This window comes from Blastococcus sp. SYSU DS1024, assembly GCF_054050795.1.
Genome location: NZ_JBJHAA010000002.1, coordinates 165,908 through 180,483, shown reverse-complemented (window position 1 = coordinate 180,483; position 14,576 = coordinate 165,908). Strand labels below are relative to the sequence as shown.

The 14,576-nt window shown below is 76.0% G+C and carries 17 protein-coding genes; 6 read left to right on the top strand and 11 right to left on the bottom strand.

Annotated features, from left to right (window positions below; translation table 11 throughout):
* Window positions 1–4: 4 nt before the first annotated feature.
* Window positions 5–340 (top strand): hypothetical protein, encoded by a 336-nt coding sequence (locus tag ACI79S_RS02485; protein WP_456591859.1) that lies wholly within the window; start codon window positions 5–7, stop codon window positions 338–340.
* A gap of 27 nt (window positions 341–367) precedes the next feature.
* Here ACI79S_RS02485 and ACI79S_RS02480 read toward each other — a convergent pair whose 3' ends face one another.
* From ACI79S_RS02480 to ACI79S_RS02470, 3 genes are all read right to left on the bottom strand, one after another.
* Complete coding sequence (locus ACI79S_RS02480) at window positions 368–1,408, bottom strand: DUF3048 domain-containing protein (protein WP_456591858.1); 1,041 nt, start codon at window positions 1,406–1,408, stop codon at window positions 368–370.
* 131 nt (window positions 1,409–1,539) lie between these two features.
* A complete protein-coding gene (locus ACI79S_RS02475; protein WP_456591857.1) occupies window positions 1,540–3,753 on the bottom strand; it encodes a SpoIIE family protein phosphatase in 2,214 nt (737 codons plus the stop codon).
* Between the two features lie 10 nt (window positions 3,754–3,763).
* The gene (locus tag ACI79S_RS02470; protein ID WP_456591856.1) at window positions 3,764–4,126 is read right to left on the bottom strand and encodes an STAS domain-containing protein; all 363 of its coding nucleotides are present in this window, start codon (window positions 4,124–4,126) and stop codon (window positions 3,764–3,766) included.
* A 72-nt stretch (window positions 4,127–4,198) separates the two neighbouring features.
* On the opposite strand from ACI79S_RS02470, the gene ACI79S_RS02465 reads away from it, so the two are divergent.
* Complete coding sequence (locus ACI79S_RS02465; RefSeq protein WP_456591855.1) at window positions 4,199–4,630, top strand: ATP-binding protein; 432 nt, start codon at window positions 4,199–4,201, stop codon at window positions 4,628–4,630.
* 12 nt (window positions 4,631–4,642) lie between these two features.
* Here the strand turns inward: ACI79S_RS02465 and ACI79S_RS02460 are convergent, their stop codons facing one another.
* Window positions 4,643–5,182 (bottom strand): flavodoxin family protein, encoded by a 540-nt coding sequence (locus ACI79S_RS02460; protein ID WP_456591854.1) that lies wholly within the window; start codon window positions 5,180–5,182, stop codon window positions 4,643–4,645.
* A gap of 124 nt (window positions 5,183–5,306) precedes the next feature.
* Here ACI79S_RS02460 and ilvA point away from each other — a divergent pair, with 124 nt between their 5' ends.
* Window positions 5,307–6,593, top strand: a complete 1,287-nt coding sequence (gene ilvA, locus ACI79S_RS02455) for a threonine ammonia-lyase IlvA (RefSeq protein WP_456592019.1) — start codon at window positions 5,307–5,309, stop codon at window positions 6,591–6,593.
* A 172-nt stretch (window positions 6,594–6,765) separates the two neighbouring features.
* A complete protein-coding gene (locus ACI79S_RS02450) occupies window positions 6,766–8,124 on the top strand; it encodes an HNH endonuclease family protein (RefSeq protein WP_456591853.1) in 1,359 nt (452 codons plus the stop codon).
* Between the two features lie 143 nt (window positions 8,125–8,267).
* On the opposite strand, the gene ACI79S_RS02445 is transcribed toward ACI79S_RS02450, so the two are convergent.
* Both ACI79S_RS02445 and ACI79S_RS02440 read right to left on the bottom strand, forming a co-directional pair.
* Entirely contained in the window at window positions 8,268–8,915 is a 648-nt protein-coding gene (locus tag ACI79S_RS02445) for a response regulator (protein WP_456591852.1), read from the bottom strand.
* A complete protein-coding gene (locus tag ACI79S_RS02440) occupies window positions 8,912–10,195 on the bottom strand; it encodes a sensor domain-containing protein (RefSeq protein WP_456591851.1) in 1,284 nt (427 codons plus the stop codon). The genes ACI79S_RS02445 and ACI79S_RS02440 overlap by 4 nt, the downstream gene beginning before the upstream one ends.
* A 165-nt stretch (window positions 10,196–10,360) precedes the next feature.
* Between ACI79S_RS02440 and ACI79S_RS02435 the strand changes: the two genes are divergently transcribed.
* Together ACI79S_RS02435 and ACI79S_RS02430 are read left to right on the top strand one after the other, a co-directional pair.
* Window positions 10,361–11,299, top strand: coding sequence for an ABC transporter ATP-binding protein (locus ACI79S_RS02435; RefSeq protein ID WP_456591850.1), 939 nt, complete (start codon window positions 10,361–10,363; stop codon window positions 11,297–11,299).
* Window positions 11,296–12,078 carry a hypothetical protein gene (locus ACI79S_RS02430; protein ID WP_456591849.1) on the top strand — a complete coding sequence of 261 codons (783 nt, stop codon included), beginning with the start codon at window positions 11,296–11,298 and terminating at the stop codon, window positions 12,076–12,078. Before ACI79S_RS02435 ends, ACI79S_RS02430 begins: the two co-directional genes overlap by 4 nt.
* Before the next feature lie 106 nt (window positions 12,079–12,184).
* Here the strand turns inward: ACI79S_RS02430 and ACI79S_RS02425 are convergent, their stop codons facing one another.
* The 5 genes from ACI79S_RS02425 to ACI79S_RS02405 form a co-directional block, all read right to left on the bottom strand.
* Window positions 12,185–13,141 (bottom strand): D-2-hydroxyacid dehydrogenase family protein, encoded by a 957-nt coding sequence (locus tag ACI79S_RS02425; protein ID WP_456591848.1) that lies wholly within the window; start codon window positions 13,139–13,141, stop codon window positions 12,185–12,187.
* A 22-nt stretch (window positions 13,142–13,163) separates the two neighbouring features.
* Entirely contained in the window at window positions 13,164–13,391 is a 228-nt protein-coding gene (locus ACI79S_RS02420; protein WP_456591847.1) for a hypothetical protein, read from the bottom strand.
* Entirely contained in the window at window positions 13,388–13,549 is a 162-nt protein-coding gene (locus tag ACI79S_RS02415; protein WP_456591846.1) for a hypothetical protein, read from the bottom strand. Before ACI79S_RS02415 ends, ACI79S_RS02420 begins: the two co-directional genes overlap by 4 nt.
* Window positions 13,550–13,602: 53 nt before the next feature.
* Window positions 13,603–14,232 carry a hypothetical protein gene (locus ACI79S_RS02410; RefSeq protein WP_456591845.1) on the bottom strand — a complete coding sequence of 210 codons (630 nt, stop codon included), beginning with the start codon at window positions 14,230–14,232 and terminating at the stop codon, window positions 13,603–13,605.
* A 103-nt stretch (window positions 14,233–14,335) separates the two neighbouring features.
* Window positions 14,336–14,497, bottom strand: coding sequence for a hypothetical protein (locus ACI79S_RS02405; RefSeq protein ID WP_456591844.1), 162 nt, complete (start codon window positions 14,495–14,497; stop codon window positions 14,336–14,338).
* Between the last annotated feature and the right edge of the window lie 79 nt (window positions 14,498–14,576).

Genomic DNA, 14,576 nt, shown 5'->3' with positions numbered 1-14,576 from the left:
ACCCATGCGCGTCTCCTGCCGGGCCACGGTGCCCGCCACCGAGAACCAGGTCATGGCCGCCGTCCAGCAGGTCCTCGACCGGCGCGGGTCGATGGCCCACGCCCCGGTCACCCTCGCGGTGTCCGACGCCGTCGCGCTCGGCATCGCCGGCTTCTTCACCAGCCGCACCGACTCCGGGCAGGTGCTGGACCGCTTCTTCCGGGGTGGCGACGTGGACAGCACCGCGCTGCTCGAGGCCATCCAGTTCGAGCAGGGGTACGCCTCGGCCGAGCAGCACTCCGCGCTGCACTGCCTCGCGGGGTGGGTGCACGCCCGGGTGCACGCCCGCAGCGCCGCCTGAGCCCGCAACCGGCCGGTAGCCGCCGGATCAGCCGACCGTGACCGACCCGGTCCGGGCGGGCACCAGTTCCACCCAGGTCGTGCCGGGGGCGAGGAACACCGGGTTGCCGTCGGGCCCGGTCAGCGCGACCGGATCGGTCGGTGCGCGCTTCGACCAGGTGGCGGCCAGCGTCCTGCCGCCGGTCGCCACGAGCGCCTCTCCCCCGCCGACCAGCACCGTCTCCGGCACCGGGTTGCCGGCCGGATCGGTGAACGCGGTGTTGACCACCTCGACCCGCAGCACCACGACGTTGGTCGCGCGCAGCGGCGTGCCGTCGGCCTCGACCGCGGGGGCGCCGGTCTCGGCGCGCACCCAGCGGCCGTCGGGCGGGCTCCACGTCCAGCGCGGTCGGCTGATGCCCGACAGCTTCAGGTCCACGACGCCGGTGGGCACGCCCGCCACGACCGCGCCCGCCTCCTCGGGGGTCCGGGCCAGGAGGAACTGGCCGGCGGGCGGCTTCGCGTGGGCGGGGTCGGCCTGCGCCAGGAGCGCGTGCGGATCGGCGTAGGTGTTGTGCGGGGCGGACCGGCCGGGCAGCCGGTGGAAGCCACCGGCGCCGGCGTCCTGGCTGACCACCTGCAGCCCGGAGGCCGCGACGGCGTCGACGAACGGCCGCTGCCCGCCGGAGAACGCGAAGAGCCCGCGCAGCGGAGCGGCGATGGCGGCGTCCATGGGCCGCACCGAGCGCACCGGGCCGATCTCGGCCGGCACGGTGGAGTGGTAGACGGCGACGTAGCGGGGGATGCCGCCCTCGACGAGCTGCTCCCACACCATGTCGGCGGCGCCCAGCCCGGTCTGCGGGCGGGCGTCGACCGAGTTCTCGATCTTCACCGCCAGCGCGGGCCGGTAGACGTCGGCCCCGCCGCTGTCCACGCCGGTGAGCGGCCACAGCACCGGCGGAGGCGGCGGAGTGGTCGTCACGGGCGCGGCGGCCGGGGTGCCGGCACCGCCGCCGCACGCCGTGAGGGTGATCGCCGCGAGGAGCGCGGCGGTCAGCCGGCGGGGTGCTCGGTGGGCGATCGACGGCACTGCGTGCTCCCGGATCGGTGGCGGGCGACCACCGGACGGCAGCCGCCCGCGCGACGCTAGGGGGCGGGCGGCGCCGCCCGGACCCGCCGCACCGCCGCGGCCGGGAACGTGTCGCGGTCGTGACCCGCGGCTCAGGTCCGGGCGACGGCCAGCAGCGTCACGTCGTCGGTGCGCGGCGGGTCGAGCGCCGCCAGCACCGCGTCGAGCAGCGCCTGCGGCTCGGCCGGCCCGCCGGCGACGGTCGCACGCAGCTCCTCCAGCCCGCCGTCCAGCCCACCTGGCCCGCGCTCGACCAGCCCGTCGCTCACCAGCAGCAGGCGGTCGTCGCCCTGGAGGGTCAGCCGTGCCTCGCGGTAGCCGGCGACGGCCAGCAGGCCCAGCGCGGGGCCCCGGCCCTCGTGCAGGTAACCGGCGTCGCCGCCGGCCACGTGCAGCACGGGTATGTGCCCGGCGTTGGCGATGACGACCTCACCGGTCGCCGGGTCCAGCTCGGCGACGACGGCGGTCGCCAGCTCCCCCGGCAGCAGCGCGGCGATGAGCTGGTTCAGCCCGTCGAGGGCGGCGGCCGGACCGGCGGCCCGCAGCAGGTGGGCGCGCAGCGCGTGCCGCAGCTGGGCGGTGATCGCCGCAGCGGCCAGCCCGTGCCCGGCGACGTCGCCCAGCACGATCGACACCCGGCCGCTGGGCAGCGGCACCAGGTCGTACCAGTCGCCGCCGACGACGTCGCCCTCGCTGGGCCGGTACCGGGCGGCCAGGTCCACACCGGGCACCGTCGGCAGCTGCTCGAGCAGCAGCGTGCGCTGCAGGGCCGTGGCCAGCCGGCCGTCCTCCGCGGCGCGGTTCGCGACGGCCTCGGTGAGCAGGGTGGCGAGGCCGTGGGCCGCGGCGACCTCGTGCTCCCGCCACGGCCGCGACGTCCCCCGCACCGTCTCGCTCCAGGCGTCGAACGAGCGGCGCGGGCTCAGCCGCGGTCCGGTGTCGGTCTGCGCCGTCTTCGAGGTGTACGGGTTGCCGCCCCAGGTGACCTCGCGCAACGTCTCCGGCCGGAACCAGGCGAGGAAGTCCCCCCGGGCGCCGACCACCTCGACGGCCAGGACACCGCTGGCCGTGCCGGCCAGGTCGGCCGCCGCCGGGACCACCCGGCCGACGGCGTCGGTGGCGGGCTGCCCCGCGTCCAGCAGCGCCCGGACCAGCGGGACCACCCGCTCAGCCGGTGGCGTCGATCCGAGCAGGTGCAGCTCGCCCTCCAGCCGCACCGCCGCTCCGGCGGCCGGCAGCAGGTTCAGCGCGGTGAGCTCGCCGCCGGTGAGAGCCGCGGCCGGCGCGCGCGAGGCGCGGCCGACGGCGGCGGCGAGCGCGGCCTGCCGCTGGGCGACCGCGACGATCCCGCTGTGCTCGCCGGCGGCCACCGTCGTGGGCAGCAGCAGCGAGGCGGTGCGGCCGAGGAACTCCGCGGCGGCGCGGTCGGCGTAGGACGGCCGGTGCGGGCCCGCGTAGTGGTGGCAGGCGATGAGGCCCCAGAGCCTGCCGCGGTCGACCAGCGAGATCGACGTGGAGGCGGCCACCCCCATGTTGGCCAGGTACTCCAGGTGCACCGGCGAGACGCTGCGCAGCATGGCACCGGAGAGGTCCAGCGGGCGCCCGCCGACGGTCGCGGGTTCCAGCGGGACGGGCCGGTAGGCGGTGTCCGGGATCAGCCGCATCCAGTTGGTGGTGTACAGCGCCCGGGCCTGGGCCGGGATGTCGCTGGCCGGGTACCAGAGGCCGAGGAAGGGCTCCAGGTCCGCGCGGCGGTCCTCGGCGATCACCTCGCCGTTCCAGTCGGCGTCGAAGCGGTACACCATCACCCGGTCGAAGCCGAGCAGCGCCCGGACGTCGCGGGCCAGCACCTCGGACAGCTCGTCGAGGGTGGTGGCGGCCGACAGCCGCTGCAGCACGCTCGGCAGGCGGCGGTGCCAGGCGCTCCCCGCCTCCTCGGCGCCCCGGGCCGGCTCCCACTCGGTGACCAGCAGCCCGTCGGCGCGGTGCGCGACGAGGTCGACGTCGGCGCCGGCCACCCGCACCCGCAGCGGGTTGAGCTCCGCGAGGTCACCGCCCAGCCCCGCGCGCAGCCGGGCCGTGTCGGCCGGCGCGAGGAGCTCGTCGAGGGAGCGACCCGTGACCGACCGGCCGAACAGCTCCGCGGCGTTGGCGGAGGCGACGACGACCTCGAACCCGGGCTCGGTCACCGCTAGCAGCACGCCGTGCGGCTGCACCGCACCCGGGACGGCGATCGGCTCGTCGGCGCAGCGGGCCAGCGCGTCGTCGTCGACGGGAGGCGTGGTGCGGGCTCCGGAGCCGCTCACCGCGGCGACGTCACGGGGCGTCGCGGTGCACGGCGTGGGCCGGCACCTCGCCGGCGGAGTTCACGATCGGCAGGACCGCCTCGAGCTCCAGCAGGTCGATGGGCAGCCGGACGGGGCGGTTGTCGAGCGGGACCACGACGTGCAGCCCGGCGCCGGCGGCGGCCGCCCGGCGGGCGACGGTCAGGAGGGTGCGGGCGCCGGAGGAGTCGAGGAAGAGCGTCGGCGTCAGGTCGACGACGATCGCCTCGGGCCCGGTGGCCAGCAATTCCTCGGCGGCCTCGGCCAGCTGCGGGGCCGTGGCGATGTCCAGCTCACCCCGTACGGTGAGGCCCGGTCGCCCCGCGACCGTCGTGCGTTCCACGTCGAAGAGCACCGTTCACCTCCCGCACCGCGTCGACCCTGGCGTCCGAGGGTAGGCCACTGGGCAGGAGGAGGCCGAACGTCCGTGAACGTCGACTTCAACGTGCGCCTGCCCACCGACGCGCACAGCGTGCCGCTGGTGCGCGGGCTGCTGCGGCAGGCGCTCGAGCACCTGGCGGTGCTGCAGCCGGTCGTCGACGAGATCCTCCTGGCGCTCACCGAGGCCTGCGCGAACGTCGTCGACCACGCCGCCGACCACGACGTCTACGAGGTCGACGTCGCGATCGACGACGCGACGTGCCGGATCAGCGTGCTCGACGGCGGCGGCGGCTTCGACGCCGAGGCCACCGAGGACGCACCCTCCTCGCCCCTGGACGACCGGGGGCGCGGCCTGGTGCTGATGCGCGCCCTCGTGGACCGGTTGCGGTTCGGGCAGGACGAGGACGGCCGGCACCGGGTGACCTTCGAGAAACGGCTGGTCACCCGACCGCGCCTGCGGCTGCTCGACCCGCGCTGACCGGCCCGCGGCTCACCCCCGCACGGGGATCGGGTGCGGCGCCACCAGTTCGGCCAGCGCCTGGCCCCACCGGTGGGCCCGCTCCTCCTCGCCGTCCAGCAGCGGGCCGGCGACGTCCGCGACCAGGAAGTGCTCGGCCGGTGCGGCCAAGGTGGCGCCCAGCCGGCGGAGCAGCTTCTCCTCGGTCCGCGCGGCGTGGTCGAGCGCGGTCACCAGCACCGGGTGGTCCATCCGGGTGTCGAAGGCGGCGGCCTGGATGCCGCGCGGCAACGACACCGTGTCCAACCACTCGTGCAGCCCGAAGGTGACGTCGGGGACATCCGCCCCGTGCTCCCGGACGGCGCTGTCGCGGGTGGCCGGCCGCGGCATGCCGAAGGCGTGCGTGGGTCCGCCGACCACGAGCAGCCGCACGTCGGCGAGCACCTGGGTGGGGGCCTCGCGCGCGCAGGCGACGTCGACCGACAGCCGGCCGCACAGCCCGTGGGCCACCGCCATCGCCACCCGTTTCGCGTCCCCGAACACCGATTCGTAGACGACCAGGGCTCCGGGCATCGACCTCACCGCCTCGCGCGCCGCTTCCAGGGGGCGCCGACCGTAGGCCCGCGCGGTCACCCGTGGGGCAGATCACCCACCGAACCGTGACCTCGCCGTCCGGTCGCGGGGCGTGTCGTCGACGATGGGCGGTGTGAGCAGCACTCCTGGCGACGACGCGGTGCCCGACGACTTCGCCACCGCGGTGCGGGAGGCCGGTCGCCGGCTGGCCGGGGTCGCCGAGCGGACGCCGTTGCAGCGCAACGCGCGGCTCTCCGGGCTCACCGGCGCCGACGTGTGGCTCAAGCGCGAGGACCTGCAGGTGGGCCGCTCGTACAAGATCCGCGGCGCCTACAACACCATTGCGGGGCTGGACGACGCCGCCCGGGCGGCCGGGGTGGTGTGCGCCAGCGCCGGCAACCACGGGCAGGGGGTGGCCTACGCCTGCCGCGCCCTGCAGGTGCGCGGCCGGGTCTACGTGCCCGGGACGACGCCGCGGCAGAAGCGGGAGCGGATCGCCGCGCTGGGCGGGGACATGGTCACGCTCGTCGTCGCCGGCGACTCCTACGACGAGGCCGCCGCCGCGGCCGCGGTGGACGCGGCCACCACCGGAGCGGCCCTGGTGCCGGCGTTCGACGCGCTGAGCACGGTGACCGGTCAGGCGACGGTGGCGGTGGAGCTCCTCGAGCAGCTGGGCGCCGCGCCCGACGTCGTCGTCCTGCCGGTGGGCGGCGGCGGGCTGCTGGCCGGGTGCGCCACCTGGCTGCGCCGGCACTCCCCCACCACCCGGCTGGTCGGTGTCGAGCCCGCCGGGGCGGCCGGCATGGCCGCGGCGCTGGCCGCCGGGGAGCCGGTGGAGCTGCCGGCGATGGACACGTTCGTCGACGGCGCGGCGGTGCGGCGGGTGGGCACGGTGACCTATCCCCTGGTGCGCGACTCGGGCGCCGAGCTGCTCGCCGTACCCGAGGGCCAGATCTGCACCGAGATGCTCGACCTGTACCAGGCCGACGGCATCATCGCCGAGCCCGCGGGTGCGCTCTCGCCCGCGGCGGTGAGCGGCGGCCTGGTGGCCGTTGAGCCGGGGCAGACCGTCGTCTGCCTGCTGTCGGGCGGCAACAACGACGTCAGCCGGTACTCCGAGGTGGTCGAGCGGTCGCTGGTGCACCGCGGGCTGAAGCACTACTTCCTGGTCGAATTCCCGCAGGAGCCCGGCGCGCTGCGCCGGTTCCTGGACGAGGTGCTCGGCCCGGACGACGACATCGTGCTGTTCGAGTACGTGAAGCGGGACAACCGGGAGACCGGCGCGGCGCTCACCGGCATCGAGCTGGGCAGCGCCGACGGGCTGCCGGCGCTGCTGGCCCGCATCGAGGCGAGCCCGCTGCGCATCCAGCTCGTGGCACCGGGCACGACGGCCTACCGCTTCCTCGTCTAGCTCCTCCTCCACGTCGGGTCCGGCCCCGGCCGGCCGACCCCGCCGACGCGGCCCAGGAGTGCCACCTGGGCCCGGTGGGGCCCGCGGTGCGCGGCCCCGTGTCGGAGCGGGTCGTCCACGCACGCCGCACCTAGCTTCCGGGTTCTCAGCGTCTCGCTTCCCGGGGGAACTCATGGCCGACCGCTCCGCTCCGACATCGCGGAAGGCGGCGCTCGCCGTCGTCGGCGCCGTCGTCCTGCTCCTCGTGGTCGGCGGCGTGGCCTCCGACGGGGTCGGCGGCGGCCTCGCCGTGGCCGGTTCGCTCGCCGTCATCCTCGGCATCGGCGCCTCGATCGCGGGTCGGGCGCGCTGGGCCTTCATCTCCAGCCGTCGGATCGCCGGGGGCGTCGCTGTCGCAGGGTTGGTCGCCGTCATGGTCGGCGGTGCGACGTCGACCCCCACGCGGGAGACGTCCGCCGCGTCGGACACCGCGCCGAGTCTCGGCACGCCGTCGGCCGGGCCGTCCGCGGAGGACCTGGCGGAGCAGGCGGTCGCGGAGGCCGAGGCCGCGCTCGCCGTGGCCGAGACGACCGAACGGACGGTCACCGCCGGGGCGCCGACGGGCCTGCTGACCGAGGATGCCGTCCAGGCAGCGGTCGCCGGTGCCGAGCGCACCACCGCCCTGGCCGCCCTCGCCGCGGTCGAGGTGAAGGGCCGCGCGCCGCGCACCGGGTACGACCGCGACAACTTCGGCTCGGGCTGGACCGACACCGACCGGAACGGCTGCGACACCCGCAACGACATCCTCGCCCGTGACCTCTCCGGCGAGACGTTCAAGGCGGGGACGCGGAACTGCGTGGTGCTGACCGGCACGCTGGCCGACCCCTACTCGGCGCGGACGATCGGCTTCCAGCGCGGCCAGGGCACGAGCGACGACGTCCAGATCGACCACGTCGTGGCCCTCTCCGACGCGTGGCAGAAGGGCGCTCAGTCCTTGACCGCTGCCCGCCGGACCGCGTTCGCCAACGACCCGCTCAACCTGCTCGCGGTCGACGGGCCGCTGAACATGCAGAAGGGCGACGCGGACGCCGCCACCTGGCTGCCCCCGAACCGTGGGTACCGGTGCGCCTACGTGGCCCGCCAGGTCGCCGTGAAGGTCAGCTACGAGCTGTGGATGACCCAGGCGGAGAAGAACGCCATCGCCACGGTGCTCGCCTCCTGCCCGGGCGAGCCCCTGCCGGGTGGCGTGGTGGCCGTCCTGCCGGAGCCCGCGCCGGCGACCACCGCACCGGCCCCGGCGCCGCGGTCGACGTCCGCCCCGGCGCCCGCACCCGCGCCCCGGCCGGCCCCTGCCCCTGCCCCCGCTCCCGCCCCGGCACCTGCTCCCGCCCCGGCTCCTCCGCCGCCGCCTCCGGCCCCGGCACCCGTCACCACCGTTCACCCGGGCGCGTTCTGCTCGTCGCAGGGCGCGACCGGGGTCACGAAGTCGGGCACGCCGATGGTGTGCACGACGACGCCCACCGACGACAAAGCCCGCTGGCGTTCGGCCTGACCCCCACGACCCGGGCGCGCTCGGGCGGTCAGAGGTTCGGCAACGGACACGTCTGGCCGGCCCGCCGGACGTCCAGCCGCGTCAGGGCACGGCTGGACGTCCGGGGACCCGGCTGGACCTCTGTGCGGCGCTCGCTGCCGCGCTCAGGCGGTCATGAAGCCGCTCTCGTAGGCGACGATGACGGCCTGGGTGCGGTCCCGGGCGCCCAGCTTGAGCAGCACGCTGCTGACGTGGGTCTTCACCGTCTCGCGGCTGAGGAACAGCGCGGTGGCGATCTCGGCGTTGGACAGCCCACCGGCCACCAGCCGCAGCACGTCGGCCTCCCGGCCGGTGAGCTCCGGCAGCGCGGCGGCGCCCCGGGCGCGGGACGGCGCGTGCGAGGCGATCAGCCGCCGGGTCAGGTCGGGCAGCACCAGGGAGGTGCCCCGGGCGACCACCCGGATCGCGTCGACCAGCTCGTCGGGGTCGGCGCGCTTGAGCGCGAAGCCGCTGGCGCCGACCTGCAGCGAGCGGAACAGGTAGTCGTCGTCCTCGAAGGTGGTCAGCACCAGCACGCGCGGTCGCTGCGCATCGCGGGCGACCAGCTCGGCGGTGGCCGCGATGCCGTCCATGTCGGGCATGCGCACGTCCATGAGCACGACATCGGGGTCGGTGCGCGCGGCCACGTCGAGGGCCTCCCGGCCGGTGCCGGCGTCGCCGACCACCGTCAGGTCGGGCTCGCTCTCCAGGATCACCCGCAGCCCCGACCGGACGAGCACGTCGTCGTCGACGAGGACCAGCCGCAGCGTCACGCCGCCCCCGCCAGCGGGAGCGTGACGCAGAGCTCGAAGCCGCCGGACGGCGTGGGCTCGGCGATGAGCGTGCCGCCGACGGCGGCCGCGCGCTCCCGCAGCCCGGCCAGCCCCCGCCCGCCACCGGGACCGGGCCGGCTGTCCAGCTGCGAGGCCCGCTCGTTGCACACGCGGACGACGAGCGCGTCGCCGTCGCGGACGACCTGGGCGACGGTCAACGGGGTGCCCGCGTGCCGGAGCACGTTCGTCGTCCCCTCCTGCACGACCCGGTAGGCGAGCTCCTGCACGCCGGGCGGCACGTCGTCGACCTGGCCGTCGACCACGAGCGCGACCGGCAGGCCGCCGTCGCGCAGGCCGGCGAGCAGGTCGTCGAGGTCGGCGAGGGTGGGTGCGGCGAAGGGCGCGGGGTCGCGGCCGCCGTCCTCGGCCCGCAGGACGGTGAGCACCCGGTCGAGCTCGGCCAGTGCGGTGCGGGTGTTGGCCTCGATGTGCTCGAGCGCCTGGCGGGCGAACTCCGGCTGCGGCGAGCGGCCGTCGGCGGGGGTGAGCGTGCGCCGTGCGGCGGTGGCCTGCAGCAGGCTGGCGGTCAGCGCGTGGCCGATCGTGTCGTGCAGGTCGCGGGCGAGCTTGTTGCGGTCGGCGAGCCGGCGACTGCTCTGCTGCAGCGCCGCGATCTGCTGCTCGGCCCCGGTGCCGAGCAGCCGGGGGGCGACGGACGCGGCCAGCCGGACGACCAGGTCGAGCAGCACCAGGGTGACCACCACGACGACGGCCATCAGCGCGAGCAGCGGCAGCGCGGTCACCACGTTCCAGCGGGTCTCGAACCGGAGCCCGGTGAGGGCCACGATGCCGAAGAAGAGGGTGGCGAGCGTGGCCACGCCCAGCAGCACCCGCACCCCCAGCCAGCCGACCGCCCGCCAGGTGCCGGCCGACAGCACCAGCCGCCGCACCTTGGGCACGACACCGGGCAGGTGCCGCACGCGCTCGCCCTCGGGGATGTCGACGGCCAGGAGGGTGCGGGTCAGCCGGCGCTCGAGCCCGGCGAACCCGCGGACGGCCGCCAGCACGGCGAGGATCAGCAGGACGCCGACGCCGTAGATCACCGCGACGACCGAGCCGACCAGCGCGAAGTAGAAGGCCGCGCCCAGGAGGCCGATCGGCAGGGTCGCGAGCGCGTACAGGGCGCGGCCGGGCCAGCCGGGGCTCGCCGCGGTGGCGACCACCGAACGCAGCCCGGTGGCGATCTCGGCCGCGGACCGCGGGAACGTGGACGGGGGCACGGTTCGATCCTGGCCGACCGCGCCGCCGGGCGATTCCCCCGCCGGCGTGCTCCGGTCCTCCCCCACGCGGGGGACGCAGGTCGGCGCTGCGGGGTGATCCGCGCGACCGCCCGCTGCCGGAACGCTTCCAGCCATGACCGGTCCCCTCCTCCCTGCGAGCTCCGCATGATCCAGGTCCGCGAGCTGACCAAGCAGTACGGCGCCGTCCGCGCCGTCGACGACCTGACCTTCGACGTCCGGCCCGGCAAGGTGACCGGCTTCCTCGGTCCGAACGGCGCGGGCAAGTCCACCACGATGCGCATGGTGCTCGGGCTGGACCGGCCCACCTCCGGCCAGGCGCTGGTGGCCGGCCGGCCGTTCCCCCGCCTCGGCGAGCCGCTGCGGGCGGCCGGTGCGCTGCTCGACGCGCAGGCCATGCACCCCGGGCGCAGCGGCCGGGACCACCTGCGGGTCGCCGCCCGCACCCACGGCATCCCGGTGCGGCGGGTCGACGAGGTGATCGACCAGGTCGGTCTGGGGTCTGCGGCCAGGCGGCGGGTGAAGGGCTACTCGCTGGGCATGCGGCAGCGGCTGGGCATCGCCAGCGCGCTGCTCGGCGACCCCGCCGTCCTGCTGTTCGACGAGCCGATGAACGGCCTGGACCTCGACGGCGTCCGGTGGATCCGCCGGCTGGTGCGCGACCTGGCCGACGAGGGCCGCACGGTGCTGCTGTCCAGCCACCTGATGAGCGAGATGGAGCAGACCGCCGACCACCTGGTCATCATCGGCCGCGGACGGCTGATCGCCGATGCCCCGATCACCGAGGTGATGCGCGGCCAGCACGCCGGCCGGAAGGTGGTGGTGCGGACGCCGTCCGCGGACGACCTGGCCGGCGCCCTCCAGCGCCGGGGGCTGCGGGTGCACCCCACCGGCGACGGCGACCTGCTGGTCGAGGGCGCCTCCGCCGAGACCGTGGGCGACGTGGCGCTGGAGACCGGCGTGGCCGTGCACCGGCTGGCCGAGCAGCAGCACTCCCTCGAGGAGATCTACCTCGACCTCACCGGGGACAGCGTCCAGTACCGGGTGGCGGGCGCCCCCGAGCCGGCCGGGCAGGTGCGGGCATGAGCGCCGCGACCGTCCGGGTGACGGAGCCGGGCACCCCGAGCGTCCTGGCCCGGGCCGCCGCCGCCGAGTGGCTGCGGCTGCGCACCGTGCGGGCGACGTGGTGGTGCCTGCTCGCGGCCGCGGTGGCGACCGTCGGCATCGGGACCGTGGCCGCCGTGGACGAGGCGGAGATGTCGAACGCCTCGGGGACGACGGTGGCGGCGACGGTCGCCGGCGAGTTCGGCACGCTGGTCGGGCAGTTCGCGCTGCTGGTGCTGGTGCTGCTCGCGGTCACCTCCGAGTACGGCAGCGGGGCGATCGCGCCGACGCTGCAGTGGACGCCGCGCCGGGGTGTGCTGCTCGCCGCTCGGGTCGCCGTGCCGGTGGCCGTGGTGACCGTGGCGGGGGTGCTGCTCGCCCTCGTCGCCGACCTCCTCGCGAAGCTGGTCGCGCCGGACCTCGTGCTGTCCTCCGGTGGCCTGACCGACAGCCTGGGGCGGGTCGCGGCGGTGCTCGTGGCCGGTGGCGTGCTCACCGCCGGCGTCGGCTTCCTGCTGCGGTCGACGGCGGGTGCGCTGGCGACCGTGTTCCTGCTGCAGCTGGTGCTGCCGCTGCTGCTCCCGGCCTTCGGGGCGTGGGCGGCCGAGGTCGGCGAGTGGCTCCCGGGGTCGGGCGCCGTCTGGACCCTGCTCGGGGAGCCGGACCTGACGGCCACCCACGCGGCGGCGCTGCTGGGCGGGTGGGCGGTGGCGGCCCTGGCGGCGGGTGGCTGGTCGCTGCTGCGCCGGGACGCCGGGTGACGGGCGCGGGCGTCGGGGTCGGCCTGGGGCGCACCGGCCCCGGCCGGCCTGGTCCGCGTCACGGGGTCTCCCGGCCGGCGTGGCGGCGTCGGCTGGCTTCGTCGCGCTACGCGAGCTCGATCACCCGGATCGGCTGACCGGCCATCCAGGCCGCGACGTCCTCGACGGCCTCCCGGTAGAAGACCTCGTAGGTGCCCCGGGTGACGTAGCCCAGGTGCGGGGTGAGCACCGCGCGGCGCAGCTCGCGCAGCGGGTGGTCGCGCGGCAGCGGCTCGGCGTCGTAGACGTCGAGGCCGGCGCCGGCGATGGCGCCGCGGCGCAGCACGTCGACGAGCGCGCTCTCGTCCACGATCGGCCCGCGGCTGGTGTTGACGAGGACGGCGGTGTGCTTCATCAGCGCCAGGTCGTCCGCGCCGATGAGGCCGCGGGTCCGCTTGGAGAGCAGCAGGTGCACCGTGACGACGTCGGAGGTCGCGAACAGCTCATCCTTCCCCACCAGCCGGGCGCCGACCTCGGCGGCCCGCTCCTCGGTGAGGTGCTGGCTCCACGCGACGACGTCCATGCCGAAGGCCGCGCCGACGCGGGCCACCTGCGCGCCGATCCGGCCCAGGCCGACGACACCGAGCCGGGCGCCGTGCAGGTCGCCGCCGATCGTGGTCTGCCAGCCACCGGCGCGCATGGCGGCGTCCTCCTGCGGCACGTGCCGCACCGCGGCGAGGATCAGCGCCCAGGTGAGGTCCACGGTGGCGGTGCCCGATGCCGCCGTACCGCAGACGGTGACGCCCAGCTCGGCGGCGGCCGCGACGTCGATCGACTTGTTCCGCATGCCGGTGGTCACCAGCAACCGCAGGTCGGGCAGCCGTTCGAGCACGTCGCGGCCGAACCGGGTGCGCTCCCGCATGGCGACGACGACGTCGACGCCGCGCAGCCGGGCGACGAGCGCATCCGGATCGGCGACGGCGTCGGTGAACGTCACCACCTCGGCCGGTTCGGGCAGCCGGGACCAGTCGCAGAACTCGGCGGCGACGGACTGGTAGTCGTCCAGGACGGCGATGCGGTGCACGTCCGCAAGGTCTACCGGACGCTCAGCCCTGCGGGCCGGTCGCGTCGGCGATGCCGCCCGGCTTGTCGCCGTCCTGGCCGCTCGGGGCCCGGGTCACGTCCTCGGACATGCCTCCCTGGGCCGCCCGCGGCGACTGCTCCGGTGCGGCGCCGACCTGGCCCTCCTCCGGGGTCTCGCCGGGCAGCCCGGCCTCCGTCGACGGGTCGTTCGCGCCACCGTAGGGGCGGCCGGTCATCGATCCCTCGGTCATCGCGGGCTCGTGCCGCCGGAGCCGGTGCCCTTGTTCTTGCCCTTGCCGGTGAAGTTCGAGACGGCGTCCTTGATCTTCTGCTGGTTCTGCGGCTTGCGGGCCTCGTCCATGACCTTCTTGGCCATGCCGCCCTTGGCGATCTTGCTCATGATTCCCATGCCCCGGTGGGTGCCCACGGTTCCGGCCCGGGAACCCCCGGAAACCGATCGGATCACGCGTCCCGGGGCGGGTCGTCCTCTGCGTCGGGCCCGGCACCCCGGTCGCGGGCGAGCAGGTAGGTGGCCACGCCGAGGACGACGCCGGCGGCCGCCGACAGCGCCACGATCACCGGGGTGCTGATCTCGCCCAGCACGGCGGTCAGCAGGTCGCGCGAGCGGGACGTGGGGTCGGCGAGCACCACCCCGACGAAGACGGCGACCAGCACCCCGGCCCCGGCGGCGGCGACGTGGGCGAGCCGGCCGGTGAAGCCCAGGCGGTCGCTCACGCCGCGGGCGGCCTTGACGATGCGCCCGGCGCGCAGGATGCGCAGGGCGCCGACGGTGCGCACCAGCCGCAGGATCTGGACCGGGCCGAGCGCGAAGACGACGGCGACCACCACCGCGACGGTGAGGGCGACCAGCCCCAGGTGCCCGCGCAGCCAGGCGCGCTTGTTCTCGGCGACGACGAGCAGGATCACCGTCTCGGCGACGAGCACCAGCCCGCTGACGGCGTCGACGACGTGCCCGGCGGTGCCCAGCGTGCCCTCGGCGACGGTGAGGAACATGGCCGGGATCGAGGCCAGCGCGGCGACCAGGACCGGCACGGCGAGCCGCTCCTGCCAGCGCTCCTCGCGGGTCTTCACCGGTGCCCGGGAGGCGGGCCCGGGAACGGGAGCGACCCCCGGCCGCGAGGCGGCTGCCTCGGGGCCGGGGGTCGCTCCGTGGTTCCGCACGGTGCGGGGTGGGTCAGCGGCTGGCGCCGCGACCCTTGCCGGCGCCGCCACCACCGCTCTTGTTCTGGAAGTCCGCGATGAACTTCTTGATCTTCGCCTGGTTCTCGGGCTTCTTGGCCTCCTGGAACACCTTCGCCGCCACCCCGGACGCGATGAGCTTCCGCATCATTCCCATGTCTGTCTCCTCGTCGTCGCACCGGCTCGAGGCCGGTTGGCTGATCGGGATTCTCCCTGCCCCGCGGCGGCGCCCGCCA

Bases quoted from the DNA above. Each gene is read 5' to 3' on its own strand.
- ACI79S_RS02485 (WP_456591859.1), top strand. From the start codon at position 5: ATGCGCGTCTCCTGCCGGGCCACGGTGCCCGCCACCGAGAACCAGGTC.
- ACI79S_RS02460 (WP_456591854.1), bottom strand. From the start codon at position 5,182: ATGCCCGGAGCCCTGGTCGTCTACGAATCGGTGTTCGGGGACGCGAAA.
- ilvA (WP_456592019.1), top strand. From the start codon at position 5,307: ATGGGCGGTGTGAGCAGCACTCCTGGCGACGACGCGGTGCCCGACGAC.
- ACI79S_RS02450 (WP_456591853.1), top strand. From the start codon at position 6,766: ATGGCCGACCGCTCCGCTCCGACATCGCGGAAGGCGGCGCTCGCCGTC.
- ACI79S_RS02435 (WP_456591850.1), top strand. From the start codon at position 10,361: ATGATCCAGGTCCGCGAGCTGACCAAGCAGTACGGCGCCGTCCGCGCC.
- ACI79S_RS02430 (WP_456591849.1), top strand. From the start codon at position 11,296: ATGAGCGCCGCGACCGTCCGGGTGACGGAGCCGGGCACCCCGAGCGTC.
- ACI79S_RS02420 (WP_456591847.1), bottom strand. From the start codon at position 13,391: ATGACCGAGGGATCGATGACCGGCCGCCCCTACGGTGGCGCGAACGAC.
- ACI79S_RS02415 (WP_456591846.1), bottom strand. From the start codon at position 13,549: ATGGGAATCATGAGCAAGATCGCCAAGGGCGGCATGGCCAAGAAGGTC.
- ACI79S_RS02405 (WP_456591844.1), bottom strand. From the start codon at position 14,497: ATGGGAATGATGCGGAAGCTCATCGCGTCCGGGGTGGCGGCGAAGGTG.